Genomic DNA, 26,370 nt, shown 5'->3' with positions numbered 1-26,370 from the left:
AAATTAAATTAAAATTCGGATTGTGTTTTTAATTAACTTTAGCAAAAAAGTTTATTATGAAAAAATCTATCCTCTTTTTCCTTTTAGGAACATCTGCTATGCTTTCTGCGCAGATCACATTAACAAAAGCAGCCAACGATCCTGTCTCTGGAGACATTGTTAATTACAATCAGTTAAACGGAACTGTAGATAACTCTGCAACTGGTGCTAATGTTACTTTTTCAAACGGAAGTCTTACAATGGGCGCTTCTTCGCAAACTACTTATTCTGTTCCAACTTCAACTGAAATCACAACATTTCCTGGATCAACCATCAAGATGGTAGACGGCACAAATACTATTTACTATAAAGCAACTGTCACTAAACTGGAAATTACAGGAATTGTAAATCCACAGGCCACTTTAAATTTTAATGTTGATAATGGTACTTATAACAATTATCCAACAGCTTACGGGCCGGCTCAAAATGATAATGCTAAGGGAACTTTCACATCATCTGTTGCCAACGGACTGTTTAGTGGGACATTGGCCACTCAGGCTGATGCATACGGAACCCTAATTGTAGGCAACCAAACTTACAGTAATGTTCTTAGAGTAAAGTATACACAGAATTTTAATTTATACTCCTCTTTTGATGTCATTTATTCTAACCCGATTGGAACGGTTACCAATACCGCTTATGCTTATTACGATGCTTCTCACAGATATGCGCTGCTTAGCTCCACCAGCGGAAACATCAGTGTTCCTTTATTGGGAATCAACCAATCTACTTCAAGTGCACAAGCTTTAAGCGAGACATTCCTTTCTATAAGCAATGCTGCAAAAAAAGAAAATTTAGAGGTTTATCCTAATCCCGCACAGGATTTTATTGGTTTCAAAGGAAATACAGATAATTATTCCAAAGCAAATATCTACAGCCTGGATGGAAAATTGATTAAAACTTCAGATGTAAAATCCGGAAACATTCAGATCTCAGACCTTCCGCCAGCCTCTTATTTTATTGAGGTCAGTGGAAAAAATACTACAGATAAAAAGAATACAAAATTCATCAAGAAATAATAAAACAAAATCCCCGCTCCTACAAATGAGCGGGGATTTCTATTAACATTCAAATTTGTATCTAAAAAGTTGCTGCGGGAGCTGTTTCGTTATTAAGCTTTCGCTGAATCTCTGTTTTTTTTCCTTTGGAGAAATCATAACTCAGCCCCAATACAAACATGGATTTATTGTTCATAATCTGTGTATGCACTTTATAATCTACTAGACTTTCATCCAGACTTTTCGTTTTGTACTCCGAAGGCATTCCGATCCAGTACATTCCGGTGGAGAATGTCCAGTTTTTGTGTTTATAGCTCATAAAAATATTATTCTGGTTTTCATTCGTATTAAGAAATGCTCCACTTAGGCTGTAAACAGGAATATTGAACTGATACTGTACTGAGAACGATTTATATTCCGAAGAAAGTGAAAAGTAATTTCCTAAATAATCATTTTTAATCAGAGCACCTTTACTTGTCCTTACCGTTTCAGAAGTCGGAGTGATGACTGCTTTTACAACAAGCAGGCTATTTCCGAAAGGTTTGTAAGATCCTGTGAGCTGCACTCCATACCTTTGCCCGTTTTTTCCATTTTCATAAGTCAGTGCATAACCTCCCAAGATATCATCCTGCACATAATACTGATTGATCACCCTGTTGGTATATCTGTAAAACAAACCTGCATTAAAATCAAAGTATTTATTATTAAAAGAATAAGTCAGGTTGTTAGAAAAGACCTGCTGAGATTCCAGAAAAGGATTTCCTCGCTGAACAATATTAGGTGCCAGCTGCACCACATTACTACTTAAAGCATTACTCCACGGACTTATCGGACTGTAACTTGTCGTAAAGCGAAGATTCTGGTTTCCTTTAAGCTGATAGGCCAAAATAACCTTTGGAGTGAAAGTCCATTCATCAAAAGTATTCTCTGCACTTTTGTTGTGGATATTGGTAAGCCCCACTCCAATACGATAACTGAACTTATCAACTTTTCCGGAAAATTCTGTATAAAAATACTGCTCCAGATAATTGACGCTGTATTGAGAATATCCGGAAAGATTGTTTAGATCATTAGAAATGGAAGATCTTGAAATGCGATATCCGGATGAAAGTTTTCCTGCTTTAAAATCATGAACATGGGCAAACTCTCCTACCAGACTTGTTTGTTTCGCTTTCAGAACCATATCATTATCGTATACTGACAATCCTGAGCCTACGATCCATTCTTTAGCTTTTTCCGTTGTATTTGTTGTATAATGAGAACCTACCACATTAATACTCACCTCATCTTTTTCACCGATTTTTTTAGAATAATAAAGGTCCAGCTTAGGAATCACATAATCAGAACCATTATTTTTAAACATATTATGTTCTTCCATCAGATTATCTTCAGTAAAGACACTCTGCCCCACTCCTTTTGAAAATCTGCTGAAAATATCCATATTCAGCTTGGCCTGAAAAGCATAATCATCCGGAACAAGTCTGGTATAACGCAAGGCCACATTCTGAAAAGTATATCCGAAATGATCTGTTCTGTTTTCATCAGAGCGGTAATGTTTTCCATTCAGATGATAATCATAGATACTGTTGACCCTTCTGTCATTGTAATCTCTGAGATTCAGGGAATATTCCAGTCCGAAGTTATTTTTCCCCTTTGTATAATTCGCGTAAGCAGAACCATTTATAAATCCGGTATTTAACGCGGTAGAAACATCAGCCCCAAAAACATATCCTGTTTCTGTAGACCTTGTCAGAATATTCACTACCGTATCTGCTCTCGTTGCCCATCTTGCGGGAGGAATATCATAATACTCTACTTTCACGACCTCACTGGGTGCAACACTTCGGATCTGCATATCGGTAGCTTCAATACCATTGATAAGAAATAATGTAGTTCCTCCTTTGGTACTGGTAATTGTATTAGCTACAGGATCCAGCTGTAATTCCGGAAGGGTACGAAGTAAATCTTTTGCATAGCGTGCTTTTTCCAGCGCTTCTTTATCAAAAGTATAAACTGCTTTATCTGCAAACTGCTTTTTGCGTTGGGATTTTAAAATAACTTCCTGAATCTCCTTGGTTGCTGCTACATCAGCCGTATCATTTTTTTTCTCCTGAGAAAATGCTAAAGCACCACAAAGGAAAAAGATGGTATATATCGTTTTTTTCATGTCAGAAGATGAATTATACCATTAGGACAATCAATCTCCGATGTTTATTACATTTATAATCACAACTTATTAGAAGATTATCAATAATTTTTCTTTAATTTATAATTATTATGTTAAATTCAGCCCGTTTTTTGCTGGTATCTTTTTACACCACAAAATATAGAGTCATGAAAAAAGCATTCATATTAATTCCCTGCTTCCTGTTTTCCGTATTGGGAGCTCAGGAGATTGACAACAGTTCGGCCGAAAAGATGAATATCATCAAAACTAATGTCACGGCCTACGCATTCAGAAACATTAACCTGTCTTATGAACGGGCTATCAACCAATGGTTTTCACTGAACATCGGTTTCGGAACAATGCCGGAAGGTAAAGTCCCCTTCATCAATGCCTTTTTGAAAGATAAAGACGAGAAAAGATTCCAGAATTTGAGAGTAAAAGCTACAAACTTTACGATAGAACCAAGATTTTATATCGGGAAGGGCTATGGAAAAGGATTTTATTTTGCACCATACTACAGATATTCAAGTGTTACTTCTAATACTTTTGATTTTTATTATGATTACAACGATCCTAACTCAATTACTTATCAAATTCCTCTTAGAGGTCAGGGAGATACTAATGGAAACAGTGGAGGATTAATGGTCGGAGTTCAATTCTTTCTGACCAGAAGCCAGAATCTTGTATTGGATTTCTGGATTGCGGGAGCACACTACGGAAGCGGAAAAGGTGATTTTACCATGACCTCAGATTATGTACTAACCCCTGATATGCAGGCTCAGCTTAAAAAAGAAATTGAAAATCTGGATATTCCTTTTGTAAAGTATACAGTAGAAACCAATGCCAATGGCGCCAGAATAAAAGTGGATGGTCCCTGGGCTGGCTTCAGAAGCGGACTTTCAATAGGCTATAGATTTTAAAAAAATTACTCTCATATATTATTAAACCGTTCTTTTTCAGAACGGTTTATTTTTTTCTGAAATTTGTATCTTGGATGCCATTATTAAAAAACTTTTCCGGAAAACAATCATTATGAATTCATCCACAATTACTACCGCCCAAAGAATCAAAGCCATTATTGGCGGATCTATCGGAAATCTTGTTGAATGGTATGACTGGTACGCATATGCAGCCTTCGCCATATATTTTTCACATTCATTTTTTCCGGATTCTGATCTGAATGCCCAATTGATGAATACTGCAGGAATCTTTGCTGTAGGTTTTTTGATGCGCCCTATCGGCGGATGGATGTTCGGAAGTATTGCAGATAAAGTCGGAAGAAAAAAAGCGATGACTCTTTCTGTTCTTCTGATGTCTTTTGGATCTTTACTGATTGCCCTTACCCCCACTTACCAATCTATAGGAATTTTAGCACCATTATTACTTTTGTTGGCAAGATTACTTCAGGGATTGAGTGTTGGCGGTGAATATGGAGTTTCTGCAACTTACCTCAGCGAAATGGCCACACAGGACAGAAGAGGATTTTATTCAAGTTTTCAATATGTCACCCTGATTGGCGGCCAGCTTATAGCATTAGGAATTCAGCTTATTTTACAGAAATTATTACTCACCGAAGCTCAGCTTGAAGAATGGGGCTGGCGAATTCCTTTTGTCATTGGAGCAATGCTTTCCATCATTGCATTATACCTTCGCGCCAATCTTCATGAAACGGAAGCTTTTGAAAATAAAAAAGAAGTGAATGAAAAGAAAAAAGGAACCGTAAAAGAACTACTGAAGCATCCAAGAGCTCTTCTTACCGTTGTAGGATTAACTTTAGGAGGAACCCTGGCTTTTTATACATACACCACTTACATGCAGAAATTCCTGGTCAATACCGTACATCTTACAAAGGAAGAATCTACGTTGGTATCATTTATTTCATTGTTTATTTTTGCCTGTCTTCAACCTGTATTTGGAGGATTGTCTGACAAGATCGGAAGAAGACCGCTTCTTTTAGGTTTTGGTATTTTGGGAACTTTATGTACTGTTCCACTTCTTACAGCATTGAGTACAACTACTTCGATCTGGGGTGCATTTTTTCTGATTATGGCAGCTTTAATTATTGTAAGCGGATATACTTCCATCAATGCCGTAGTAAAAGCAGAGCTTTTCCCTTCCGAAATCAGGGCGCTTGGTGTAGGTTTGCCATATGCTATTACGGTTGCAGTATTTGGAGGAACGGCAGAATATATTGCTCTTTGGTTTAAAAAGATTGGTTCCGAAGAATACTTTTATTGGTACATTACCGGCTGTATCCTTTTCTCCCTGGTCGTTTATATCGGGATGAAAGATACAAGAAAGACCTCTACACTGGATAAAGATTAATTTCTTATAACTTTATAAAAACCGCGCGCCGCAGAGTATCTGCGGCGCGCGTTCTATTTTTTAATGATAGGCCTGTTTAAATTTTTCAATCATACTATCCAGATTATGACGCTGGACGTATATACTTTTTACCTCTTCATACCTCGGTGATTTGTAGAAAACCTCGTGGAAATCCATACTACCGTTTCCTACTTTTACAACTTTCTGTACTTCGATATTCAACTTTCTTAATTCGTCTTTGAAGACTTTAAATTCATCTTGGATACTACTGCTCATTAATATTTCTAGTTTTTTAGTTAAAAATTCCATTTACCCCTTCAATTACCAGGGGTAATCTCTCAAATTCCGAATAAAGTTAGTAAATTTATTGACACAAAATAACACTTTGATAATATTTTATTATTTTTTTTACAAATAGTCAGTCAATATTATTCGATTGATACATATTCCGTATTTTTAACCTGTCAAAAAATTGTAACAACCTTATACAAACCATGAATATTAAAGCATTTTTCTCTTTATTCTTTTTAATTCTGCTTACTTTCCTTCATGCTCAGAAAATGGAATTTAAAGCACCGGATTATGCTGCGATTCAAAAAAATATTGAAGATAAAAATTCAGAATTCTATTATCCGAAGATTTTAAAAAGATTAAAACAGAACGATACGCTTCTTACAAGCAATCAATACCGTCATCTTTACTTCGGTTTTACCTTTCAAAAAGAATACAAACCCTATAAAATAGGGAAGAAAGCTGAAGAGGTAGCCAAATATTATCGCGGAGAAGGTATTTCACAAAAAGACCTGTCTAAAGGAATCCAGTTATTTCTCGATGCTCTGGATGAAAATCCACTGGATTTGAGGGCTATGAATTATCTGGCTTATTTGTATCATTTAAATAAAGATGATGCCACTGCAGAAAAAATTGCCGGGAATTTTCATGGATTATTAAATGCTATTCTTACTTCCGGTGATGGTTTACAATGTGAAACAGGCTTTCATATTATTTCCGTTACGGATGAATATGTACTTTTAAACAGGTTTCAAATGGAAACCCAATCACAAAGCCACACTGGAAAATGTGATTATCAGGAATTTGAAAAAGGGAAATATAAAATTCCAGGGTTTTATTTTGATATCAGCAGATTTTACGGAAGAATATTAGATTAATTTTTCGGGTATTTTTACTATTTAACAATTAATTGCTCAAATAAATTTCATATGATTTCGCCCTGATGATGAGGGTTTCAGAGAAGGAGAAATATTTTTTTTCAAAAAAAATAAATTTTAGTGTAACATTTTTTAAAGGTTCGTCTCTAAAAGACAAATAAACTTTAAAACTTTAGAAATCATGAAAAAATTCACATTCCTTTTGATCATCATGTTATTCTTTTTAGCAGTATGTAATATTTTTGGACAGGAAACAGCATATCCTTTTGAAGTAAAGAAAACCGGAAAAGGAAATCAGTCTCTACTATTTATTCCGGGATTTGCCTCTTCAGGAGATGTATGGAATGAAACCACAGAAAAATTTGAAAAAAACTTCACCTGTTATACTTTAACGATGGCCGGATTTGCCGGAACAAAACCACAGGCAGATGCCAGTTTTAAAGATTGGGAGAAAGCAATAGCAGCCTACATCAAGAATAATAAAATTGACAAACCTATAATCATTGGACACAGTATGGGAGGTGGTCTTGCACTGGCTATTGCAGCTGACTATCCTGAACTTGTTGGAAAAATCATAGTTGTAGATGCATTGCCTTGTCTGGCAGCAATGGCTGATCCCAATTTTACATCCAAAGAAAATAATGACTGCTCCTCTACTATTGCTCAATTAACAGCTATGAATGATGAACAGTTCCGCAAAATGCAGACTCAGACTATGCCACGTCTTCTGGCAGATACTTCTATGCAGAAAACGGTGATTAACTGGAGCATGAAATCTGACCGAAAAACGTTTGCTAAAATGTACTGCGATTTTTCCAATACCGATCTCAGAGAAAAAATAAAAAATATACAGTGTCCTTCTCTTATTCTTCTGGAGTCCTATTTCGCCAATTTAAAGCCCATGATCGAAGAACAATATAAAAATCTGAAAAACACCAATATGCAGTACGCTTCAAAGGGTTTACATTTCATCATGTATGATGACAAAGAATGGTATTTTAATCAGCTTACTCACTTTTTATCTGCGAAATAATGGTTTTTGAAGAGATATACGAACTCTACTGGCAAAGGATATTCCGTTTATGCATGGGATATGTGAACGATGCTGACCTTGCTCAGGATCTTGCTCAGGAAACCTTTATTATTGTCTGGCAGCAGCTTCCTAAATTCAGGAATGAATCCAGCATAGGAACCTGGATTTTCAGAATTGCTTCTAATAACTGCCTCCGACAGATTGAAAAGGAAAAGAAATTTACCAAAACAGATCTGCCCGTTAATCTGGAAGAGAAAAAACAGGAATCTATGGAACCTCAGATACAAATGCTCTATCAGTTTATTTCGGAGCTCCCTGAAACAGACAGAATCATTATTTCATTGGAACTGGAAGAGGTGAAACAGGCTGAAATAGCTCACATTGTAGGACTTTCAGAATCCAACATCAGGGTAAAAATTCACAGGATAAAGGAAAAACTAACGCAAAAGTTTAAAGAAAATGGCTACTAATATAGATTTCAAAAACATATGGAAGCAGCAGACTTCCAACAAACCAAATATGGAAGAGCTTCTCGGAAAACTGAAAAAATTCAGAAGCCAGAATCTGCGCAGATTGATCTTTACTAATATTGGATTAATTACTACTTCATTATTCATTCTTTTCATCTGGTACTGGTATCAGCCTGAAATGATTACAACAAAAATAGGCATTGTACTGGTTATTCTAGCCATGGTTATCTTCCTGTTTGCCTATAACAAAATGTTTATGGTATTTTACAAAATAGACCAGACACAGTCTAACAATGAATATCTCCAAAGCTTATACATCGTAAAAAGCAAGCAGAAGTTTATGCAGACAACGATACTCAACCTATATTTCATCATGTTGTTTTTGGGAATCGTTCTTTATATGTATGAATATACTTCAAGAATGACCTTTAGTTCCGGTATTCTGGCCTATGCCATAACATTTGCCTGGATTGCTTTCAACTGGTTTTATCTAAGACCAAAAGCAATAAAGAAACAGCAGGGAAAACTTGACGAATTAATTAATAAATTTGAAGAGATCAATAATCAATTAAAAGAATCATGATATCTTCTGACAACAAAAATTACTGGGAAAACGTATATGAAACCAAAAATCCTGATCAGGTAAGCTGGACTCAGAAAAAGCCTCAGACCTCTCTTGACTTTATCAGATCTTCAGGATTGGGAAAGAATGCCAGCATCATTGATATTGGCGGTGGAGACAGCAACCTTGTTGATTTTCTTCTTGAAGAAGGTTATGAAAACATTACGGTACTTGATATTTCTGCCAAAGCTTTGGAAAAAGCACAGGAAAGACTTGGAGATACAGCCAGTAAAGTAAAATGGATTGCTACAGATATTACAGCTTTTGAACCTCTGGAAACCTATGATATCTGGCATGACAGAGCTGCTTTTCATTTTCTTACCACACCAGAACAGGTTTCAAAATACATAGATATTGCGGAAAAAAATGTCAATCAATTTATGATTATCGGAACTTTTTCTAAAAACGGACCTACAAAATGCAGCGGATTGGATATTCAACAGTATGATGAGAAATCATTATCAGAAAAATTTGAAGGAGGTTTCAAAAAAATACAATGCATTACAGAAGATCATATAACGCCCTTTGAAACGGTTCAGAATTTCGTTTTTTGTAGTTTTAAAAAACAGTAATTATTTATAAGTATTTTTTATTTATTTTTAGATTCACAACTCTTAAATGAAAAATACTATGAAAAAATTATTATTTCTGCTTATTTCAGGGGCATTTTGCTCCAATTTTCATTCACAAAGTTTGGAATTTCAGGAATGCGGAACCGATGAATTAATGAAAAAACATTATGAAAGGTATCCGGAAGAGAAAGCTCAGGATGATGCTTTCAACCTGAAATTATCAAAAATGATCAAAAGCGGAAAGCTGGCTTCCAAGCTTACCAATCAGGTGTATGAAATTCCTATTGTTGTACATGTGGTAGGAGACGGAAGTGCCGTAGGAACTACCAATAATAAGTCTGATGCTGATATCATTGCATGGGTCAATTATACCAACGGTGTTTTTGCAGGAAACTCTACCAGCGGAATGTCAGGAACAAGTGCTATTCTGCCTGTAAAATTTGTTTTTGCCACTAAAGATCCTAGCTGCAACGCAACCAACGGGATCAACAGAATCAATGCCTCTGGTCTTCCTAAATATGTAAGCGGAGGGGTTAATAATGATAATACAACCAATGCTGTAACTGCTTCTGAGATTACTGCAATGGGGATGTGGGATACTTCAAAATATTACAATATTTATGTGGTTAAAAAACTGACTTCCAATGCCGGAGGACTGAACGGTTTCGCCTATTATCCTGGAGGGAGCAACGATTACGCGTTTATGGCAACCAGTGCTTCTGCAGTGAATGCACAAACATTAGCACATGAATTCGGGCACGCTTTAGGACTTAGACATACCCATGAAGGATATAATGAAACTACAGGAGACTGCCCTGTTAACAATGATTGTACATTAGAAGGAGATCTTGTGTGTGATACAGAACCTATGAAAAGTCTTTACCACCCAACAGTTCCTCAATCATGCCAGACTGGACAGATTAACCCTTGTACCAACCAGTTATATAGCGGGGGTGAAAGAAATGTGATGGCGTATACCTACTGCTTCAGAAATTTATTTACACAAGGACAGGCAGACAGAGCAACAGCACAGCTTTTACAGTATAGACAGTCACTGATCAATTCACAAGTGGCATCATCAACTACTATTAATAACAGCTCAACCTTAACGAATGCGTGTACTCCTGCTACCATCACAAACCCTGGTGGATATAATGTAGGTATTACTTCTGTAAAATTCGGAAACATCAGCAATTATTCAAACAATTACAAACAGGCTGCCAATAATTTTTATGAAAATTTCTCAGGAACTTACTGCTCAGGAATATCCAAAACCAATATTCCTCAAAATACTGCGACAACACTTACTGTAGCTCCAGGAACAAATAATGCCCATGTTATCAAAGCGTATATCGATTATAACAATGATGGCCAGTTCAATGAATCTACAGAAATGGTGCTTAACCAAAGCGGTGTAACCACCGGTTCGTTTGCTACTGCTCAGGTGACTCCTCCTGCAAGTGCTGTAACCAATACTCCTTTAAGAATGAGAGTAATCGGAGAATTCAACGGGACAGCAGTAACGGCATGCTATACTCCGAAATACGGACAGGTAGAAGATTATTCTGTAATCATTGAAACGCAGGGATTATTAGCTGTAGAAAATGCAGGATTAAAAAATTCACCTGTTATTTTTAAAGATGAAAATTCCGTATCCGTGAGAAGTAATGTAAAAATTGCTTCAGTACATATTTATGATGCTTCAGGAAGATTACTGATGAGAAAAACAGATGTAAAATCTTCAGAATTCAAATATCCTGTTGATCAGAAAAACATAATCATCACCGCAACAGCAGTACTGGAAGACGGAAAAGTGATTACGAAGAAATTAAAATTCTAAAACATTTTTATTCATAAAAAAGAGAGCTGTTATAGCTCTCTTTTTTGTTTATTATCATTTCTTAATGGATTATGATTCTTTTTCTTCTTCCATTTCTACTTCATGACGAAGCTGGGCTTTGTAAAGTGTGGCATAGTATCCGTTCTTATCCAGAAGATCAAGGTGCTTCCCTTCTTCTACAATTTTACCGTGTTCCATTACTATAATCTTATCGGCCTTTTCAATCGTAGAAAGTCTGTGGGCAATAATAATGGATGTCCTGTTTTTGGTAATTTTTTCTGTTGCTCTCTGAATAAGTTTTTCACTTTCGTGATCAATGGAAGACGTAGCTTCATCCAGAATTAAAATTTTAGGATCTGATAAATAGGCTCTCAGGAAAGACAGCAATTGTCTCTGACCTAAAGAAATGGATGATCCTCTTTCACTCACTACATAATCATATCCGCCAGGAAGCTGCTGGATAAACTGATCCACTTCAATTTCTCTGGCTCCCGCTTTTATTTTATCCAAAGTGATGCTGTCATCTCCAAAGGCAAGGTTTTCAAAAATACTTCCATGGAAAAGGAAAACATCCTGCAATACCACTCCGATATGACTTCTCAGATTATACAATTCGTAATCTTTTAAATCTACATCATCAATCAGAATATTTCCTGAATTGATATCGTATAATCTTGTAATCAGACTAATAATCGTAGATTTTCCCGCACCTGTTGCTCCTACAATCGCTACTGTTTCGCCCGGATTTACTTTGAAATCAATTCCTTTCAGAACTTCCTGCTTTTCATCATAGGCAAAATGTACTTTCTGGAATTCGATTTTTCCGGCAAAATGATCTTTCTTCACCGTTCCGTTATTCGGCATCGAGTTTTCTTCGTCCATTAATCCCAATACTCTTTCTGCACCTACAATTCCTCGCTGGATATTGTTGAAACGGTCTGCAATCTGTCTCAAAGGACGGATCAGCATTGAAATATACTGGATAAAGGCAATTACCACTCCGGCACTGATCGTGATATATCCTCCATAGAAAAGAATAAATCCTATAAATAATGAAGAAATAAGTTCTACTACAGGAAAGAACAGTGAGAAAATAAATACGGTTCTCAATAATGCTCCTTTAAGGGTAATATTGATATCATCGAATTTCTTAAACTCAGATTCCTGTCTGTTGAAGACCTGAATAATTGGCATCCCTGCCAATCTCTCCTGAACAAATGAGTTTTGATTGGCTGTCCAGTTTCTTTCATCCCCAAAAGCTTTTTTAAGTCTTTTCTGGAAGAATCTTGTAATCACCACCATCAAAGGTAAAATAGCCAGCGTAATATAACTCAGGTGAACATTGGTACTGAACATCATAATCAGTACAAACACAATTCTCAGAATATCTCCGAATACCATCAGAAAGCCATCTGTGTACACCGTTGCAATGGTTTCCACATCACCTACAGCACGTGTTACCAGCTGTCCAATGGGCGTTTTATCAAAAAATGAAGTCTTGAAATAAATCAGCTTAGCATATAAGCGCTCTCTGATATCCCTGATCACATTCTGTGAAATGAAATTTGAAAAATAAACTAAGAAAAAGTTTAAAACGGTTTCAGCAAACACCAATCCCACAAGAATGTAGATATGTTTCATCATCAAAGCCTTATCATGCAGCTTTGTAATGTCATTATCCACCACCTGCATGGTAAGATAAGGTCTGTAAGTAGAAACGATGGAAAGGAATATGGAAATGATAAGGGTAAGGATGAACCAAGAACGAAATTTCATTCCGATAAAGAACAGCCTTTTTATAATTCCCCAGGTATCTTGTTTTTTCATTGTACGAATCGAAAGAAAGAATTAAAATAAAATTCTATGCAAAAATAAGACATTATAACCGGACTGCCTTTACAACTTTTGCAAATCGTCATAGAAAATTTCAGATACCTACCATTTACAGAATGAATATATTAAGCATTCTTTTGGATCCAATCCAGTACATATTCTTCTTATTTCCACCACTGTTTCTGCCAGCAAAACAAGAAATGATGTGCTGGTTACTGATCAATAGTCTTTCCTATTTCTTCAATTTCAATGATAGGCTTTACAGGTCTTTCTTTTATAAATTTATTTTCAAGGAATTTATAAACTCCCCAAACTGCAACAATAGAGATTAACCAACCAATGATATTCACTCCGGAAAAGCCAGTGTAATTGATATTTTCTGCGGATTCAGGATCTGTTAATCCCAAATACACACCATAGCCAAAACCTAACAACAGCTGGGTTCCCAGATAAATACCGATCGCCAGAACACCATACTGCCATTTTGTTTTTCCAAACCTTTCTGCTAATTGTGCGTAATAACGGTAGGCACCAATAAGAATAAAAATTGATAACATGATTATTATTTTGTTTTTAGTTTTTTATTTAAAATTCATACCCTACATCCACCAGATACAACCCATGCCCAGGTGCTGAAGTTCCCGCAGCGTTGCGGTTTTTATCTTCAATCACTTTACGGAGATCTTCAGGTTTCAGTTTTCCGGTTCCAATTTCTACCATCGTTCCAACAATAGCACGAACCATATTTCTTAGAAAACGGTTCGCTGAAACGGTAAATTTCAGTTCCGATCCGTTCTGCTCCCATTCTGCTTTGTACATTTTGCAGATATTGGTTTTGTTATCGGTTTTTAATTTTGCAAAACTGGTGAAATCTTCATATTCAAAAAGAATTTTGCAGGCTTCATTCATCGCATTTATATCCAAACCTCTTTTCCAGTGCTGCCATGCAGATTCCTGGGTAAACGGATTTTTTTCCAAAGAGATATAATATTCGTAAGTTCTGAAAGTAGCATCAAAACGGGCATGAAAATCATCTTTTACCGGGAAAATTCTTTTAATGGAAATATCAGGAGGAAGAAAACTGTTCAGTCTGCGTGTAAGCTGATCATCCAATTCTTTTTCGGTATTAAAGTGGGCAAATATTTTTTTGGCGTGAACCCCTGTATCTGTTCTTCCTGCTCCTGTGGTTTTAATCTCTTCGCGCAAAATAGTAGACAGCGCTTTTTCCAGTTCTTCCTGTACAGAAATGGCATCCGGCTGTATCTGATAGCCGAAATAATTCTTTCCGTTGTAAGAAAATTCAATAAAGTATCTCAATGTATTGTAATAACTCCACAAAAATACTTTAATTTCACGAAATATTTGTTGAAAAGTCTTTGAGAATATTACACCAAATGCGTATGAAAATTCCTATTTTTGCAATCGTATGAAAAGATGGTACCTATATCCTTTTTCCCTTGGTTATCATTTGGTAACGGGTATCCGGAACACGATGTATGATCTGGGAGCTTTTAAGTCAACAAAATTCAAAACACCGATAATCAATGTCGGAAACCTTTCTGTGGGCGGAAGCGGAAAGTCACCTATGGTGATGTACCTTGCCCAGTTCTTATCCAAACATTACAGAACCGGCGTGCTTTCACGTGGCTACGGAAGGCTGACAAAAGGCTATGAAGTAACGAATTACGAAAGTAACTACAAAATGGTGGGCGACGAAGCGATGCAGCTTTTTGAACGTTTTAAAAACCGTTTTGTCATTGCCGTTTCTGAAGAACGCGTTCCCGGTGCTAAAAAAGTAATCGAGGATATGGATCTTGAAGTTCTGGTATTGGATGATGCTATGCAGCACAGAGCCATCAAAGCCGGATTCAATATTCTGATGACCGATTTTAATGATCCTTTTTTCAAGGATTATCTTCTTCCTGCCGGAGATCTGAGAGAATCAAGAGCGGGATATAAAAGAGCAAACATCATCATGGTCAGCAAATGTCCGGATGAACTGACGGAGGAAACAAAAAGGTATTACATCTCAAGAATACGACCTTCTTATGGACAGAAAGTATTCTTTTCATCCATCGGCTATGACGAAAATGTCTACGGAAAAGATAAAATGCTTCCAGATAACAACCTGAATTATTATGATATTTTACTGATTACCGGAATTGCGAATCCTAAACCGCTTCTGGAACATCTGGCAAAATTCTCAAAAAGGGTAAAACATTTAAAATTCAGAGATCATCATAATTTCACAGATGATGATATTAAAAAAATCCTTGCCGAGTATAAAAAACTGGGAGAATATAAGCTGATATTAACCACAGAGAAAGACTATGTACGTCTGAAAACTTTTGACTATCTTAGAGAAATTGTTTACTACTGGCCTATCAATGTACTTATTGATAAGAAAGAAGAATTCAATCAAATCATCTTAGATTATGTTAGAAAAAATTAAAGAGACTGCAGATTTTATTAAAAATATCATTCAGGAAACTCCTGATTTTGCAGTCGTTTTAGGATCCGGACTTGGAAAATTACAAAATGAAGTAGAACCGATCCATGTTTTAGAGTACAAAGATATTCCTCATTTTCCACAAACTACTGTGGCCGGACATACCGGAAAACTGATCTACGGTCTTCTGGAAGGAAAAAAAGTACTGATGATGAGCGGACGTTTCCATTACTATGAGGGACATTCAATGGAAACGGTTACTTTCCCGATAAGAGTTTTTCATTTGCTGGGAATCCAAAACCTTATTCTTTCCAATGCCTGTGGTGGTGTAAACCCAGCTTACAGCGTTGCAGATATTGTCATTCTAAAAGATCATATCAATATGATGCCCGAGCATCCTTTACGTGGAAAAAATATAGATGAGCTCGGACCGCGCTTTGTGGATATGAGTGAACCTTACAACAAAAAAATGATTGCCACAGCAGAACAGGCTGCCGCAGATTATCAGATTAAAATCCATCAGGGAGTTTACGTTGCCCTTCAAGGACCAACCTTTGAAACGCCGGCCGAATATGGAATGATCAAAGCCATTGGCGGTGATATGGTAGGAATGAGCACCGTTCCTGAAGTGATTGTTGCCAGACATATGGGAATGGATGTTTTCTGTATTTCTGTCATCACAGATCTTGGCGGGCCGGATGTGGCTTTTGCCGTTTCTCACGAAGAAGTTTTGAATGCAGCCAATAAAGCAATGCCCAATGTAATAGCTGTTGTAAAAGGTTTGATTAAAAACTATCAATAAAAATAGTCCAATACTACAACTGAAGACGTAGCATTCCCCTCCCCTGGAGGGGTGGCGAAAATTCCAACAGAATTTTTGACGGGGTGGTTAAAAATACTCTCACACTCCTATCCCATAGAATCCATCAATATTATAAATTTTTCCTAATTCCAGAAGAAATCAATCTCAGATTGCAATTCATTGTTTAGATTTGTACAAATGAAATTGTACGAGATGAAAAAGTTGATACTAATTTTTATGATGGGTATTTTTGGAATAAGCTATTCACAAAAAGTCCCTGCTGTCCTTAAAACAGGATTTTCAAAAGAAGCTTTACAGCAGAAACTGGAGGATGAAGATGGAAAAGCCATTACCATCAAACAGATTCTGGCTCAGCATAAAGGAAAAGTTTTAGTGATTGATTTCTGGGCAGGATGGTGTAGAGATTGTTTAAATGCACTTCCAAAAGCCAAAGAATTAGAAGAGAATAATAAGAATATTGATTTTGTATTTCTATCATTAGACCGTTCAAAAGAAGGATTTGAGAAAAGTCTGGAAAGATTTGATATGAAAGACAAAGAAAACTACTGGTTTTCTACAGGCTGGAAAAACGATTTTAATAATTACGTAGACCTTAACTGGATTCCAAGATATATGGTGATTGATCAGAAATCTTCTATTGCAAAATATTACGCAATATCTCCTGAAGATCCTGAAATTCAACAAACCATAGACAAACTTTTAAAATAACTGACAATTATTTCAACCCGAAAAACATAAAAAACTCATTGAAAATCAAAACATTCAATGAGTTTTAAAATTTTATACCCATAACACCATGATCACAAGAGAAGCCACAGAACAGGATTTAGAAGTTCTATTAGAATTTGAACAGGGAGTTGTTGCTGCCGAAAGGCCTTTCAACAGCACATTGATTGAAGGAGAAATTCATTATTATGATTTAAAATACCTGATACAATCCCCGGACGCAACACTCATTGTTGCCGAAGAGAATAATGAAATCATTGCATCAGGATATGCGCTGATCAAGAAGTCAGAAAAATATTACAATCAATTTGATAACTATTCTTACCTGGGCTTTATGTATGTAAAACCGGAACACAGAGGAAAAGGAATCAATAAAGTAATTACCGACGAACTTATTTCCTGGTCAAAATCAAGAGGAATAAACGAGGTAAGACTGGATGTGTACGCACAAAATGAATCTGCCATAAAAGCCTATGAAAAAGCAGGTTTTGAACCTCATATTCTGACCATGAGACTGAAGGAATGAGGATGGAAGTTATTGACGCGTTATTAATTACTACTTCGTTTTTTATTATTTAGTGAACAGTTCCTTAATTTCCTTATCAAGTAATATTAACTTCCCTCTTCCAGCTTCCAGCCCCAAACTTCTACCATATAAAAAATTTACCGTCAATAAAGGAATCCATATCTTTGTATATGGATTTTTCTTTGCCTCTTCGTAAAATTATTCATGTGGATATGGATGCATTCTATGCTTCTGTGGAGCAGCATGATAATCCAACACTGAAAGGCAAGCCTATAGCGGTGGGAGGACAACACCGTGGTGTAGTAGCCGCAGCAAGCTATGAAGCCCGAAAATATGGTGTTCGATCTGCAATGCCCAGTAAAACGGCCAAAGAAAAATGTCCGCATCTTATTTTTGTTCCTCCCCGATTTGCCAGATACAAAGAAATCTCCAAAAAGATCCGGGAAATTTTCTATGAATATACAGATCTGGTAGAACCTCTATCACTCGATGAAGCTTATCTGGATGTTACTGAAAATAAAAAAGGAATGGAATCTGCCAATCTGATCGCCAAAGAAATCCGTCAGAAAATTTTTGAACAGACCGGATTAACAGCTTCTGCAGGAATTTCCGTCAATAAATTTTTGGCTAAAGTTGCTTCCGATATTAATAAACCGAACGGCCAGAAAACCATTCATCCTGATAAAATGGAGCATTTCCTGGAAGAATTACCTGTAGAAAAATTTTATGGGGTTGGAAAAGTTACCGCTAACAAAATGTTTAGTTTAGGAATTTACAAGGGAAAAGATTTAAAGAAAAGATCACTTGAAGATCTGATAAGACTTTTTGGAAAATCCGGCCAGCATTATTACAATGTGGTACGCGGAATTCATACTTCCGAAGTAAAACCTCATCGGATTCAGAAAAGTGTGGCTGTGGAAAGAACTTTTTTTGAGGACCTTCTGGATGAACAGCAGATCAATGAAAAGCTGCAAAGCCTTGCTGAGGAAATTCATCAAAGATTACAGAAAAACAATATTCTCGGAAGGACTTTAACTTTAAAGATAAAATATAAAGATTTCTCTCTTTTCACAAGAAGTATAACAAAGGAAGATTATTTTTCGTCTCCGGAGCAGTATTATAATACAGGAAAAAAACTTTGGGAACTCCGCCCTTTTGATAAGGCTGTCCGCCTGCTCGGATTATCTCTCTCTCAACTGAATACGGAAGAAAAAAAGCAGGTTTCCGTTCAACTAAAAATCCCGTTTGAGGAATTCGAAAATGAATAGCTCATATTTTTTTGCTACCTTGTATCTACCAAATCAGCAAATTTATGAACCCAACCATGATCCAATTTTTTCACTGGTATTCTGAAGGCGACGGAAAATTGTGGAAAGAAGCCGAAAAACAGTCCAGATACTTAGCAAAACTTGGAATTACTTCGGTATGGTTTCCTCCGGCCTACAAAGGAACGAATGGCGGTTATTCCATCGGATATGATGCCTATGACCTGTATGATCTGGGAGAATTTGATCAAAAGGGAACTCTTCCTACCAAATACGGTACTAAAAACGAGTATACAAAAGCCATCAAAGCCTTAAAAAAACAAAATATACAAGTTATTGTAGATATCGTTCTTGGGCATAAAGCCGGAGGTGATGAGCTGGAAAAATTCAAAGTGGTAAAAGTAGATGAGGAAAACAGGGAAAAAGTGATTTCCGATGTTATCGAAATAGAATCTTACACAAAATTTAACTTTCCTGGAAGAGGAAAAAAATATTCTGATTTTGAATGGAATTTCACCTGTTTCAGTGGTGTAGATTATGCTGAAGGAATGGATTCCCATATCTTTAAAATTCAATCTGAATACGGAAACGACTGGGAAGAAATGATTGATGATGAGAAAGGGAATTACGATTACCTCATGTATAATGACATTGAGCACCGGAATCCTTTTGTGCGGGAAGAGCTCAACACCTGGGCAAAATGGTATTTTGATCAGACCGATTTCGATGGGGTAAGACTGGATGCTCTAAAACACATTTCCTTTGATTTTTACAAAGAATGGCTTACGCTACTTCGTTCCAACTCCGGAAAAAACATTTTCGCTGTAGGAGAATACTGGGCTCCGGGATATCTTCATCTGCTTCAAAAATATATTGAGGTAACGGACGGATGTATGAGCCTTTTTGACAGCTCACTACAGAATAATTTTCATACGGCTTCCAGAGAAGGTGGCTCTTATGACCTCAGAAGAATTTTTGATGAAACCCTTACTCAGGCAGATCCTATGCATTCTGTAAGTTTGGTAGCTAATCATGATACGCAGCCTTTGCAGGATCTTGAAGCTCCCGTAGAACCATGGTTCAAGCCTCTTGCCTATGCCCTTATTTTATTGAGAAAAGATGGTTATCCATGCATATTTTACCCGGATCTTTATGGAGCCCATTATGTTGATAAAGACAGAGAAGGTAATGATCAGGAAATATTTATGCCTAAAGTAGACGGCATTGAAGAATTATTAAAAGCGAGAAAAGATCATGCTTATGGTGATCAGCATGATTATTTTGAGGATGCCAATTGTCTTGGATGGGTACGTACAGGAGATGAGGAACATACCGGATGTGCTGTTGTTCTGAGTAATAAAGATTCTTACAATAAGCCTATGGAAGTGGGAACATTGTATGCCGGGAAAAAATTCAAAGATATACTGAAACGATTCAAAGAAAAAGTAACCATTGATGAAAACGGATGGGGAGACTTTCCTGCTCCGGCAGGAAATGTGAGCGTCTGGATTCCTGAGTGAGATTAATTTGTCAGAAGCCCTTGTCAAGGTTTGGAACCCTGACAAGGGTCTTTAAGATTTAGCAGTAAATGTATCTGCAGTTCCAGACATCTTTAGCCCATTCACAGCATTGTCCGTCTTCTGTGGAAGTACAGCATACTTTACCCCAATTTAAATCTCCGGCTTTTAAGCTCTTTAATTCCTGACGATCCAGCTTTCTTACTTTGAAATCTTTGTTTGTTTTCATAATTACTATTTTTTATGGTTTAGTTATTAAATATACGTTAAAAACAACAATTATGAATAAACATTCAATACCAAATACTTGATTTAGTATATATAAATTTCATTATTAAAGATAAATATTGAGAATATGATGAGCCACCCCGTCAAAAATTCTTTGAATTTTTGCCACCCCTCCGAGGGAGGGGAATGTTTACGTCTTCAGTTGGGATATTGATTAAGACGAGAGGTTTTCATGAGCCTTATTATTGTTTATATCTTTCGGAGTTCCAGGATTTCTGGTCTTTCGGAAGAATCTGATATTTTTCCTGCGCGGGCAAATTCAGCCCAGAGAGTTCTCAGCTTTTTACCATTTTCATGAATACGACTCCAGGGAATATCTTTCAGTAGCTCGGAAGATTTCCAGGCAGATTCATTTCCAAAGATCAAAGGAAGGTCAATACAATGCGGTGCTCCAATAGGGTTGTCTTTCAACCTTGAATGAATCCTGAAGAGATAGACATTTCCACCAGCTTCAGCCAGATTTTGAGCAAACTGCTTTGCCGGATTTCCATAAATCAATGCTGTGGTCTTCTCAACAGTTTTATCCATAATTTTTAAACCGAATCCTTTTCCGAAATATTTGTTTAAAGCTTCTGAGGTTTTAAGATAAAAGGCCGTTTCATCATTATTTAAACCAATCAGAACATCAAATTTCTGAGCATTCTTTTTCCACATCTCCACCGACTCTTCTTCTGTGCACAAAGGAAAATGTCCGTATTGAGTACCAAAGGGCATTGCGGCTTTCAAACCATACTTCATGACAGACGGTCGAAATTCCCCATACGCTTCCATCATTTTTAAAACATCGGCTTCATCTTTTAATACTTCTGTTTTTTTCAGAAATTCTGCAGACATTTTCTGTCTTTTACGACGTAATCCCAACGGCGCACTCTGGATAATCAAACGTTGAAATAAACCATCTATACCTTCTGAAATCATTAAATGAGCAATAGCATCACCGCCTGAAGACTGTCCCAGAAGGGTAATATTATTTTCATCCCCTCCCAGATCTGTAATATTGATTTTTATCCATTTTAATGCTTCAATAATATCCAGTAGTCCAAGATTGGCAGGTCTTTCTTCATTGCCACCTAAAAATCCAAAGAGTCCTAAACGATATGAAACTGTAACTACAATAATATGCTGCTCTTTCACCCATTCAGCAGGATCAGCAGTGGCAAGATCACCACAGCCTATTTCATGAGAGCCTCCATGAATCCATACGACAACAGGGAGTTTTTCATTTTCAGATATTATCTCGGGTCGGGTTATGGAAAGGTATTGGGTAGATTCATCAGCTTCAAAACGTTCAACAGGTGTTGCTCCTATCATTTTTTCCACAAGCGGACTTAAAGCCTGCGGACAGACCGGAGTTTTTTCCGGTGGAATAATCATTGAAGATAAGGAAGCATCTACCACAACAGGTTTTTTAAATCTTTCAGAATGAGCATAACGAATACTTCGGATTCTGATAATCTCCTCTTCTTTTAATGCTAAAATTCTCCCGAAACGGGTTTCGAAAATAATGGTGTTCTGCTGATTTGGTGTCATCATTACAACTGTGAAAACTTTTCTCTTTAAATTTAATTATTTAAACACAAACTTCAAAAAACATCATTGTGTTATTCGTGAAAAAAATAATCCAAACACAAATTTCGCAAATAAGCACACAAATATCCACTAATAATTATAATGTTATTAGTAAAAAAATTAGTGCTATTAGTGTTGAAAAACTTAGTTCAGGATTTTATATTCACTCGGAGAAATTCCTACTTTGGTTTTGAACAGTCTTGTAAAATGTTGTGGATATTTAAAGCCTAAATCATAAGAAATTTCGCTGATTGTTTTTGTCTGATCCAGAATCTGTTCTTTCGCTATATCTATAAGCTTATTGTGGATAAATTCCTGTGCGGAAATTCCCAGTTCTTTTTTGATAAGATCTCCGAAATAATTGGCAGAAAGATTCAGTTTTTCTGCAAAGTAATTCACCATTGGAAAACCTATATTCTTTGGATTTTCAGATTTCAGGTAATCATCCACCAGGTTTTCAAATTTCCCGATGACTCCCTGATTGATATGATCTCTTGTAATAAACTGGCGGTCATAAAAACGCATACAGTAATTCAGGAACAGCTCGATATTATTAACAATTAAAGACTTGCTATGTTTATCAATAGCTTGCTCAAGTTCCAGTTTAATATTTTTAAAACAATCCAGAACCACTTCTCTTTCTTTTTCTGAGAGATGGAGTGCTTCATGTACGTCATAAGAGAAAAATGAATAGTCCTTGATATTCTTTCCTAAGTTGGTCCCTTTTATTAAATCCGGATGAAAAATTAAAGCAAAACCTGCTGGCTGAACAGATCTGTCTTTGTTATAAATTCCGTAGGTCTGTCCGGGAGCAATAAAAACCAATGTTCCTTCCTGATAATCATAGCTGTGTTTCCCATATTGCATGTCTCCACACATTACATCTTTCAGAAAAACGGTATAAAAGCCAAATTTTCTTCTATACTGGCAAATAGGATCGGATTTGGAAAAATCAATGATACTTACCAACGGATGCAGGGTTTCATGATTCGCCATTTTATTATATTCCGAGACCGTATTATAGATTTCAACCTCCTGATTTTCCATGAAGTATATTTTTATTGCTATTCAAAATTACCACTTTCATTTGTAACAGAAATGATGTCTGTAAAATTGGTAAGTAATTCGGTAATCTGTATAAGTTTTGTTTATCGGAAAGTTTCGACTTTTGTATCGTTATGGAAACTTTTAATACCAACATTTTTCCGAAAGGAGAAAAAGCTTCTCCAGATTATTTCTCTGGAGGAACAGCTTGGGTTCATATTCTGAAACCCAATGAAGATAACCTGAACTGTCAGATCGGGAATGTAATTTTCCAACCTGGATGCAGAAATAACTGGCATTCTCATGGAGGCGGACAGATTTTAATCGTAACTTCAGGAACAGGTTATTATCAGGAAAAAGGAAAATCTGTGCAGATTTTAAATCCGGGAGATGTTGTCAATATTCCTCCTGATATCATTCACTGGCATGGAGCAGCTCCGGATAGTGAATTTACCCATATTGCCATTAATCCTAATACACAAAACGGGATTGTAGAATGGCTGAATCCTGTAACAGATGAAGAATATCATAATTTATAAAACTAAATATAAAAAAATGAGTACAATCACAGTAAAAGCTTATGGTGCAGAGTCTACCACAGCAGATCTGAAAGAAATGAATATTGTAAGAAGAGAAGTAACCTCAAAAGATGTAGAGATTGAAATTCTATACTGCGGGGTATGCCATTCTGATCTTCATACAGCAAGAAATGACTGGGGCGGATCTTTGTATCCTGCAGTTCCCGGGCATGAAATTGTAGGAAGAATCACCAAGGTAGGAAGCGAAGTTTCCAAATTTAAAGTTGGAGATCTTGCGGGTGTAGGATGTATTGTAGACTCTTGCGGGCACTGCGACAGCTGTAAGCATGATCTTGAACAATACTGCCTGAATGGATTCACCGGAACATACAACGGAAAAGACAAACATTTGGGAGGTCATACTTTTGGAGGTTATTCTCAAAAAGTAGTTGTGGATTCTCACCACGTTTTAAAAGTTCCTGAAAATCTTGATCTGGCAGCAGTAGCACCACTTTTGTGCGCAGGTATTACCACATGGTCACCTCTAAAACACTGGAATGTAGGTCCTGGTTCTAAAGTAGCTGTTGTAGGATTGGGAGGTCTTGGCCACATGGCTATTAAATTAGCAAAAGGACTGGGAGCTGAAGTTACTTTATTCTCAAGAACTCCGGGAAAAACTGAAGATGCTAAACAATTGGGTGCTGATCATGTTGTAATTTCTACAGATGAAGCTCAAATGGATGCTGTAAAAGGGAAATTCGATGTGATTATTGATACGGTTCCTTATGTACATGATATCAATCCATATGTAACTACTTTAAATATCAGTGGAACTCATGTTTTGGTAGGTTACCTTGGAGGTTTAGAACCTATTTTGAATACAGTTCCTATGATTTTGGGAAGAAAGTCAGTAGCGGGTTCAGTAATCGGTGGTATTGCTGAAACTCAGGAATTACTGGATTTCTGTGGAGAGCACAATATTGTTTCGGAAATTGAAATGATCAAAATGCAGGAAATCAACGAAGCATATGAAAGAATGCTGAAAAGTGATGTGAGATACCGTTTCGTTATTGACATGCAGTCTTTATAATTCTTCTATAGAATATTAACAGAAACAGGCTCTTCGGATTGAAGAGCCTGTTTTTATTTTTTAAGGTTTTGGCTAAAAGCATTCTGATCCTGATTTGTGATGTATCTGTTTCCTTCCGTACATTTTATATCGTTTCTTTCCATGTCCTGAAAAGCCCATGCTGCCATGGCATCAATAACGGGAGCCAGTTCATTACCAGCTTCACTCAGTTTATACGTCACATGGGGAGGGATTACAGGTTTTGCTGTTCTGATAATTAATCCGTCTGTTTCAAGCTGTTTTAAATGCTGAATGAGCATTTTTTCCGTTACTGCAGGAATTGCTTTTTTCAATTCGCTGTATCTTTTTTCTCCTGTGGAAAGATTAAACAGGATAATGGGTTTCCAGAATCCGCCAATTCTTTCCATAACATACATTACAGGACAGTCCTGCACTGTCTTTTTATTCTCCTGAATGGTTGAACTTTCTTTGATGGCTGTCATATCTACATACTTTAGGGTAAGTACTTGTATAAAAGTAAGTACAAATATAACTTTGTTCTTAGAAATAAAAAAATATTTATTATGAAAATTATAATCACAGGATCACTGGGAAATGTAGCTAAACCATTAGCACAACAATTAATTGCCGAGGGGCACAATATTACAGTAGTAAGCAGCAGCAATGCCAGAAAACAGGATATTGAATCTCTGGGAGCAACACCAGCTATAGGATCTATCACAGATGTTGATTTTTTAACACAAACATTTGAAGGAGCCGATGCTGTTTTTGTCATGACTCCTCCAGCCATCAGTCCGGATAAAATTGTGGAAAACACAACCAATGCTGGAAAAAATTATGCAGACGCTTTAAAAAATGCCAACGTAAAAAGAGCTGTAATGCTAAGCAGTGTAGGTGCTGAATCTCCGGTAGAAAATGGCCCAATTGCAGGACTTCACAATATTGAAAAAATATATAATGGAGTAGAAAATACCTCTTTTACTTTTTTAAGAGCAGGATATTTTTACAATAATTTTTTCAATGATATTCCTTTAATTCAAAATGCAGGAATCATTGGGGCAAATTATCCTGCAGATATTGAAGTACCCGTAGTTCATCCCAACGATATTGCAAAAGCTGCCGCTGAGGAACTGGTAAAAGATGGAAATTCCAACAATATCAGATATATTGTAAGCGATGTAAGAAAAGCATCTGATTTTGCTAAAGTTCTGGGAACTTCTGTTAACAAGCCTGAACTTCCATGGGTAGAATTCTCCGATGAAGATTCTTTAAATGGAATGCTTCAGGCAGGATTACCGGAAGATATGGCTAAGTTATACGTTGAAATGGGTAGAGGAATAAGAATAGGCGTGGTACAAAAAGATTTTATTGATCACGGTTCTCCGGTTACAGGAAGTGTTAAGTTAGAAGATTTTGCGAAGGAGTTTTCTTCTAGATTCTAATTTTTTTTGTCTTGAAATCGAAGATTCGACTTTGTCAAACAAAAG

The 26,370-nt window shown here is 36.5% G+C and carries 27 protein-coding genes; 18 read left to right on the top strand and 9 right to left on the bottom strand.

What is annotated here, in order from left to right:
* Window positions 1-56: 56 nt before the first annotated feature.
* Window positions 57-1,058 (top strand): T9SS type A sorting domain-containing protein, encoded by a 1,002-nt coding sequence (locus tag ACM6F9_RS02205; RefSeq protein WP_414844204.1) that lies wholly within the window; start codon window positions 57-59, stop codon window positions 1,056-1,058.
* A 61-nt stretch (window positions 1,059-1,119) separates the two neighbouring features.
* Here the strand turns inward: ACM6F9_RS02205 and ACM6F9_RS02200 are convergent, their stop codons facing one another.
* Window positions 1,120-3,204 carry a TonB-dependent receptor domain-containing protein gene (locus ACM6F9_RS02200; RefSeq protein ID WP_414844203.1) on the bottom strand — a complete coding sequence of 695 codons (2,085 nt, stop codon included), beginning with the start codon at window positions 3,202-3,204 and terminating at the stop codon, window positions 1,120-1,122.
* Between the two features lie 167 nt (window positions 3,205-3,371).
* Between ACM6F9_RS02200 and ACM6F9_RS02195 the strand changes: the two genes are divergently transcribed.
* Together ACM6F9_RS02195 and ACM6F9_RS02190 are read left to right on the top strand one after the other, a co-directional pair.
* Window positions 3,372-4,124 carry a DUF3575 domain-containing protein gene (locus tag ACM6F9_RS02195; protein WP_414844202.1) on the top strand — a complete coding sequence of 251 codons (753 nt, stop codon included), beginning with the start codon at window positions 3,372-3,374 and terminating at the stop codon, window positions 4,122-4,124.
* A 112-nt stretch (window positions 4,125-4,236) separates the two neighbouring features.
* Entirely contained in the window at window positions 4,237-5,529 is a 1,293-nt protein-coding gene (locus ACM6F9_RS02190; protein ID WP_414844201.1) for an MFS transporter, read from the top strand.
* Between the two features lie 60 nt (window positions 5,530-5,589).
* On the opposite strand, the gene ACM6F9_RS02185 is transcribed toward ACM6F9_RS02190, so the two are convergent.
* Window positions 5,590-5,805 (bottom strand): hypothetical protein, encoded by a 216-nt coding sequence (locus tag ACM6F9_RS02185; RefSeq protein WP_034696179.1) that lies wholly within the window; start codon window positions 5,803-5,805, stop codon window positions 5,590-5,592.
* A 218-nt stretch (window positions 5,806-6,023) separates the two neighbouring features.
* Between ACM6F9_RS02185 and ACM6F9_RS02180 the strand changes: the two genes are divergently transcribed.
* The 6 genes from ACM6F9_RS02180 to ACM6F9_RS02155 all read left to right on the top strand — a co-directional run bounded on the left by ACM6F9_RS02180 (window position 6,024) and on the right by ACM6F9_RS02155 (window position 11,235).
* Window positions 6,024-6,698: a DUF4919 domain-containing protein gene (locus tag ACM6F9_RS02180; RefSeq protein ID WP_414844200.1), complete on the top strand. Its 675-nt coding sequence runs from the start codon at window positions 6,024-6,026 to the stop codon at window positions 6,696-6,698.
* Between the two features lie 181 nt (window positions 6,699-6,879).
* Complete coding sequence (locus ACM6F9_RS02175) at window positions 6,880-7,731, top strand: alpha/beta fold hydrolase (RefSeq protein WP_414844199.1); 852 nt, start codon at window positions 6,880-6,882, stop codon at window positions 7,729-7,731.
* On the top strand, window positions 7,731-8,201 hold the full coding sequence (locus ACM6F9_RS02170; protein WP_414844198.1) for an RNA polymerase sigma factor: 471 nt from the start codon (window positions 7,731-7,733) through the stop codon (window positions 8,199-8,201). The genes ACM6F9_RS02175 and ACM6F9_RS02170 overlap by 1 nt, the downstream gene beginning before the upstream one ends.
* On the top strand, window positions 8,191-8,784 hold the full coding sequence (locus ACM6F9_RS02165) for a hypothetical protein (protein ID WP_414844197.1): 594 nt from the start codon (window positions 8,191-8,193) through the stop codon (window positions 8,782-8,784). The genes ACM6F9_RS02170 and ACM6F9_RS02165 overlap by 11 nt, the downstream gene beginning before the upstream one ends.
* The gene (locus ACM6F9_RS02160) at window positions 8,781-9,395 is read left to right on the top strand and encodes a class I SAM-dependent methyltransferase (protein WP_414844196.1); all 615 of its coding nucleotides are present in this window, start codon (window positions 8,781-8,783) and stop codon (window positions 9,393-9,395) included. The genes ACM6F9_RS02165 and ACM6F9_RS02160 overlap by 4 nt, the downstream gene beginning before the upstream one ends.
* Window positions 9,396-9,453: 58 nt before the next feature.
* Window positions 9,454-11,235 carry a GEVED domain-containing protein gene (locus ACM6F9_RS02155; protein WP_414844195.1) on the top strand — a complete coding sequence of 594 codons (1,782 nt, stop codon included), beginning with the start codon at window positions 9,454-9,456 and terminating at the stop codon, window positions 11,233-11,235.
* Window positions 11,236-11,304: 69 nt separating this feature from the next.
* On the opposite strand, the gene ACM6F9_RS02150 is transcribed toward ACM6F9_RS02155, so the two are convergent.
* From ACM6F9_RS02150 to truA, 3 genes are all read right to left on the bottom strand, one after another.
* Complete coding sequence (locus tag ACM6F9_RS02150; protein WP_414844194.1) at window positions 11,305-13,062, bottom strand: ABC transporter ATP-binding protein; 1,758 nt, start codon at window positions 13,060-13,062, stop codon at window positions 11,305-11,307.
* A gap of 218 nt (window positions 13,063-13,280) precedes the next feature.
* On the bottom strand, window positions 13,281-13,625 hold the full coding sequence (locus tag ACM6F9_RS02145; RefSeq protein ID WP_414844193.1) for a hypothetical protein: 345 nt from the start codon (window positions 13,623-13,625) through the stop codon (window positions 13,281-13,283).
* A 28-nt stretch (window positions 13,626-13,653) separates the two neighbouring features.
* A complete protein-coding gene (truA, locus tag ACM6F9_RS02140; protein ID WP_414844192.1) occupies window positions 13,654-14,385 on the bottom strand; it encodes a tRNA pseudouridine(38-40) synthase TruA in 732 nt (243 codons plus the stop codon).
* A gap of 109 nt (window positions 14,386-14,494) precedes the next feature.
* On the opposite strand from truA, the gene lpxK reads away from it, so the two are divergent.
* The 6 genes from lpxK to ACM6F9_RS02110 all read left to right on the top strand — a co-directional run bounded on the left by lpxK (window position 14,495) and on the right by ACM6F9_RS02110 (window position 20,377).
* On the top strand, window positions 14,495-15,520 hold the full coding sequence (gene lpxK, locus ACM6F9_RS02135; protein ID WP_414844191.1) for a tetraacyldisaccharide 4'-kinase: 1,026 nt from the start codon (window positions 14,495-14,497) through the stop codon (window positions 15,518-15,520).
* The gene (locus ACM6F9_RS02130; protein ID WP_414844190.1) at window positions 15,504-16,319 is read left to right on the top strand and encodes a purine-nucleoside phosphorylase; all 816 of its coding nucleotides are present in this window, start codon (window positions 15,504-15,506) and stop codon (window positions 16,317-16,319) included. Before lpxK ends, ACM6F9_RS02130 begins: the two co-directional genes overlap by 17 nt.
* 213 nt (window positions 16,320-16,532) lie before the next feature.
* The gene (locus ACM6F9_RS02125) at window positions 16,533-17,048 is read left to right on the top strand and encodes a TlpA family protein disulfide reductase (protein WP_414844189.1); all 516 of its coding nucleotides are present in this window, start codon (window positions 16,533-16,535) and stop codon (window positions 17,046-17,048) included.
* 88 nt (window positions 17,049-17,136) lie between these two features.
* Window positions 17,137-17,592: a GNAT family N-acetyltransferase gene (locus ACM6F9_RS02120; RefSeq protein WP_414844188.1), complete on the top strand. Its 456-nt coding sequence runs from the start codon at window positions 17,137-17,139 to the stop codon at window positions 17,590-17,592.
* Window positions 17,593-17,762: 170 nt separating this feature from the next.
* Window positions 17,763-18,860 carry a DNA polymerase IV gene (gene dinB, locus ACM6F9_RS02115; protein ID WP_414844187.1) on the top strand — a complete coding sequence of 366 codons (1,098 nt, stop codon included), beginning with the start codon at window positions 17,763-17,765 and terminating at the stop codon, window positions 18,858-18,860.
* 56 nt (window positions 18,861-18,916) lie between these two features.
* Window positions 18,917-20,377, top strand: coding sequence for an alpha-amylase (locus tag ACM6F9_RS02110; protein ID WP_414844186.1), 1,461 nt, complete (start codon window positions 18,917-18,919; stop codon window positions 20,375-20,377).
* Window positions 20,378-20,435: 58 nt separating this feature from the next.
* Here ACM6F9_RS02110 and ACM6F9_RS02105 read toward each other — a convergent pair whose 3' ends face one another.
* The 3 genes from ACM6F9_RS02105 to ACM6F9_RS02095 all read right to left on the bottom strand — a co-directional run bounded on the left by ACM6F9_RS02105 (window position 20,436) and on the right by ACM6F9_RS02095 (window position 23,278).
* On the bottom strand, window positions 20,436-20,603 hold the full coding sequence (locus ACM6F9_RS02105) for a hypothetical protein (RefSeq protein WP_414844185.1): 168 nt from the start codon (window positions 20,601-20,603) through the stop codon (window positions 20,436-20,438).
* Between the two features lie 248 nt (window positions 20,604-20,851).
* Window positions 20,852-22,195 (bottom strand): carboxylesterase family protein, encoded by a 1,344-nt coding sequence (locus ACM6F9_RS02100; protein ID WP_414844184.1) that lies wholly within the window; start codon window positions 22,193-22,195, stop codon window positions 20,852-20,854.
* A gap of 180 nt (window positions 22,196-22,375) precedes the next feature.
* Entirely contained in the window at window positions 22,376-23,278 is a 903-nt protein-coding gene (locus tag ACM6F9_RS02095; protein WP_414844183.1) for a helix-turn-helix domain-containing protein, read from the bottom strand.
* Between the two features lie 131 nt (window positions 23,279-23,409).
* Between ACM6F9_RS02095 and ACM6F9_RS02090 the strand changes: the two genes are divergently transcribed.
* Window positions 23,410-23,814, top strand: a complete 405-nt coding sequence (locus tag ACM6F9_RS02090) for a cupin domain-containing protein (RefSeq protein ID WP_414844182.1) — start codon at window positions 23,410-23,412, stop codon at window positions 23,812-23,814.
* A 16-nt stretch (window positions 23,815-23,830) separates the two neighbouring features.
* The gene (locus tag ACM6F9_RS02085) at window positions 23,831-24,883 is read left to right on the top strand and encodes an NAD(P)-dependent alcohol dehydrogenase (RefSeq protein WP_414844181.1); all 1,053 of its coding nucleotides are present in this window, start codon (window positions 23,831-23,833) and stop codon (window positions 24,881-24,883) included.
* Between the two features lie 53 nt (window positions 24,884-24,936).
* Here ACM6F9_RS02085 and ACM6F9_RS02080 read toward each other — a convergent pair whose 3' ends face one another.
* A complete protein-coding gene (locus ACM6F9_RS02080) occupies window positions 24,937-25,365 on the bottom strand; it encodes a winged helix-turn-helix transcriptional regulator (RefSeq protein WP_414844180.1) in 429 nt (142 codons plus the stop codon).
* An 81-nt stretch (window positions 25,366-25,446) separates the two neighbouring features.
* Between ACM6F9_RS02080 and ACM6F9_RS02075 the strand changes: the two genes are divergently transcribed.
* The gene (locus ACM6F9_RS02075; protein WP_414844179.1) at window positions 25,447-26,325 is read left to right on the top strand and encodes an NAD(P)H-binding protein; all 879 of its coding nucleotides are present in this window, start codon (window positions 25,447-25,449) and stop codon (window positions 26,323-26,325) included.
* Window positions 26,326-26,370 lie beyond the last annotated feature (45 nt).

This window comes from Chryseobacterium sp. IT-36CA2 (genome assembly GCF_949767875.1).
In the GTDB taxonomy this organism is placed as follows: domain Bacteria; phylum Bacteroidota; class Bacteroidia; order Flavobacteriales; family Weeksellaceae; genus Chryseobacterium.
Note: the sequence above shows the minus strand (reverse complement) of the source record. Positions and strands in the feature narration are given on the sequence as shown.

What these genes read in the sequence shown, in the direction of transcription:
- ACM6F9_RS02205 (WP_414844204.1), top strand. Translation starts at nt 57, where the DNA reads ATGAAAAAATCTATCCTCTTTTTCCTTTTAGGAACATCTGCTATGCTT.
- ACM6F9_RS02200 (WP_414844203.1), bottom strand. Translation starts at nt 3,204, where the DNA reads ATGAAAAAAACGATATATACCATCTTTTTCCTTTGTGGTGCTTTAGCA.
- ACM6F9_RS02195 (WP_414844202.1), top strand. Translation starts at nt 3,372, where the DNA reads ATGAAAAAAGCATTCATATTAATTCCCTGCTTCCTGTTTTCCGTATTG.
- ACM6F9_RS02190 (WP_414844201.1), top strand. Translation starts at nt 4,237, where the DNA reads ATGAATTCATCCACAATTACTACCGCCCAAAGAATCAAAGCCATTATT.
- ACM6F9_RS02185 (WP_034696179.1), bottom strand. Translation starts at nt 5,805, where the DNA reads ATGAGCAGTAGTATCCAAGATGAATTTAAAGTCTTCAAAGACGAATTA.
- ACM6F9_RS02180 (WP_414844200.1), top strand. Translation starts at nt 6,024, where the DNA reads ATGAATATTAAAGCATTTTTCTCTTTATTCTTTTTAATTCTGCTTACT.
- ACM6F9_RS02175 (WP_414844199.1), top strand. Translation starts at nt 6,880, where the DNA reads ATGAAAAAATTCACATTCCTTTTGATCATCATGTTATTCTTTTTAGCA.
- ACM6F9_RS02170 (WP_414844198.1), top strand. Translation starts at nt 7,731, where the DNA reads ATGGTTTTTGAAGAGATATACGAACTCTACTGGCAAAGGATATTCCGT.
- ACM6F9_RS02165 (WP_414844197.1), top strand. Translation starts at nt 8,191, where the DNA reads ATGGCTACTAATATAGATTTCAAAAACATATGGAAGCAGCAGACTTCC.
- ACM6F9_RS02160 (WP_414844196.1), top strand. Translation starts at nt 8,781, where the DNA reads ATGATATCTTCTGACAACAAAAATTACTGGGAAAACGTATATGAAACC.
- ACM6F9_RS02155 (WP_414844195.1), top strand. Translation starts at nt 9,454, where the DNA reads ATGAAAAAATTATTATTTCTGCTTATTTCAGGGGCATTTTGCTCCAAT.
- ACM6F9_RS02150 (WP_414844194.1), bottom strand. Translation starts at nt 13,062, where the DNA reads ATGAAAAAACAAGATACCTGGGGAATTATAAAAAGGCTGTTCTTTATC.
- ACM6F9_RS02145 (WP_414844193.1), bottom strand. Translation starts at nt 13,625, where the DNA reads ATGTTATCAATTTTTATTCTTATTGGTGCCTACCGTTATTACGCACAA.
- lpxK (WP_414844191.1), top strand. Translation starts at nt 14,495, where the DNA reads ATGAAAAGATGGTACCTATATCCTTTTTCCCTTGGTTATCATTTGGTA.
- ACM6F9_RS02130 (WP_414844190.1), top strand. Translation starts at nt 15,504, where the DNA reads ATGTTAGAAAAAATTAAAGAGACTGCAGATTTTATTAAAAATATCATT.
- ACM6F9_RS02125 (WP_414844189.1), top strand. Translation starts at nt 16,533, where the DNA reads ATGAAAAAGTTGATACTAATTTTTATGATGGGTATTTTTGGAATAAGC.
- ACM6F9_RS02120 (WP_414844188.1), top strand. Translation starts at nt 17,137, where the DNA reads ATGATCACAAGAGAAGCCACAGAACAGGATTTAGAAGTTCTATTAGAA.
- dinB (WP_414844187.1), top strand. Translation starts at nt 17,763, where the DNA reads ATGGATTTTTCTTTGCCTCTTCGTAAAATTATTCATGTGGATATGGAT.
- ACM6F9_RS02110 (WP_414844186.1), top strand. Translation starts at nt 18,917, where the DNA reads ATGATCCAATTTTTTCACTGGTATTCTGAAGGCGACGGAAAATTGTGG.
- ACM6F9_RS02105 (WP_414844185.1), bottom strand. Translation starts at nt 20,603, where the DNA reads ATGAAAACAAACAAAGATTTCAAAGTAAGAAAGCTGGATCGTCAGGAA.
- ACM6F9_RS02100 (WP_414844184.1), bottom strand. Translation starts at nt 22,195, where the DNA reads ATGATGACACCAAATCAGCAGAACACCATTATTTTCGAAACCCGTTTC.
- ACM6F9_RS02095 (WP_414844183.1), bottom strand. Translation starts at nt 23,278, where the DNA reads ATGGAAAATCAGGAGGTTGAAATCTATAATACGGTCTCGGAATATAAT.
- ACM6F9_RS02090 (WP_414844182.1), top strand. Translation starts at nt 23,410, where the DNA reads ATGGAAACTTTTAATACCAACATTTTTCCGAAAGGAGAAAAAGCTTCT.
- ACM6F9_RS02085 (WP_414844181.1), top strand. Translation starts at nt 23,831, where the DNA reads ATGAGTACAATCACAGTAAAAGCTTATGGTGCAGAGTCTACCACAGCA.
- ACM6F9_RS02080 (WP_414844180.1), bottom strand. Translation starts at nt 25,365, where the DNA reads ATGACAGCCATCAAAGAAAGTTCAACCATTCAGGAGAATAAAAAGACA.
- ACM6F9_RS02075 (WP_414844179.1), top strand. Translation starts at nt 25,447, where the DNA reads ATGAAAATTATAATCACAGGATCACTGGGAAATGTAGCTAAACCATTA.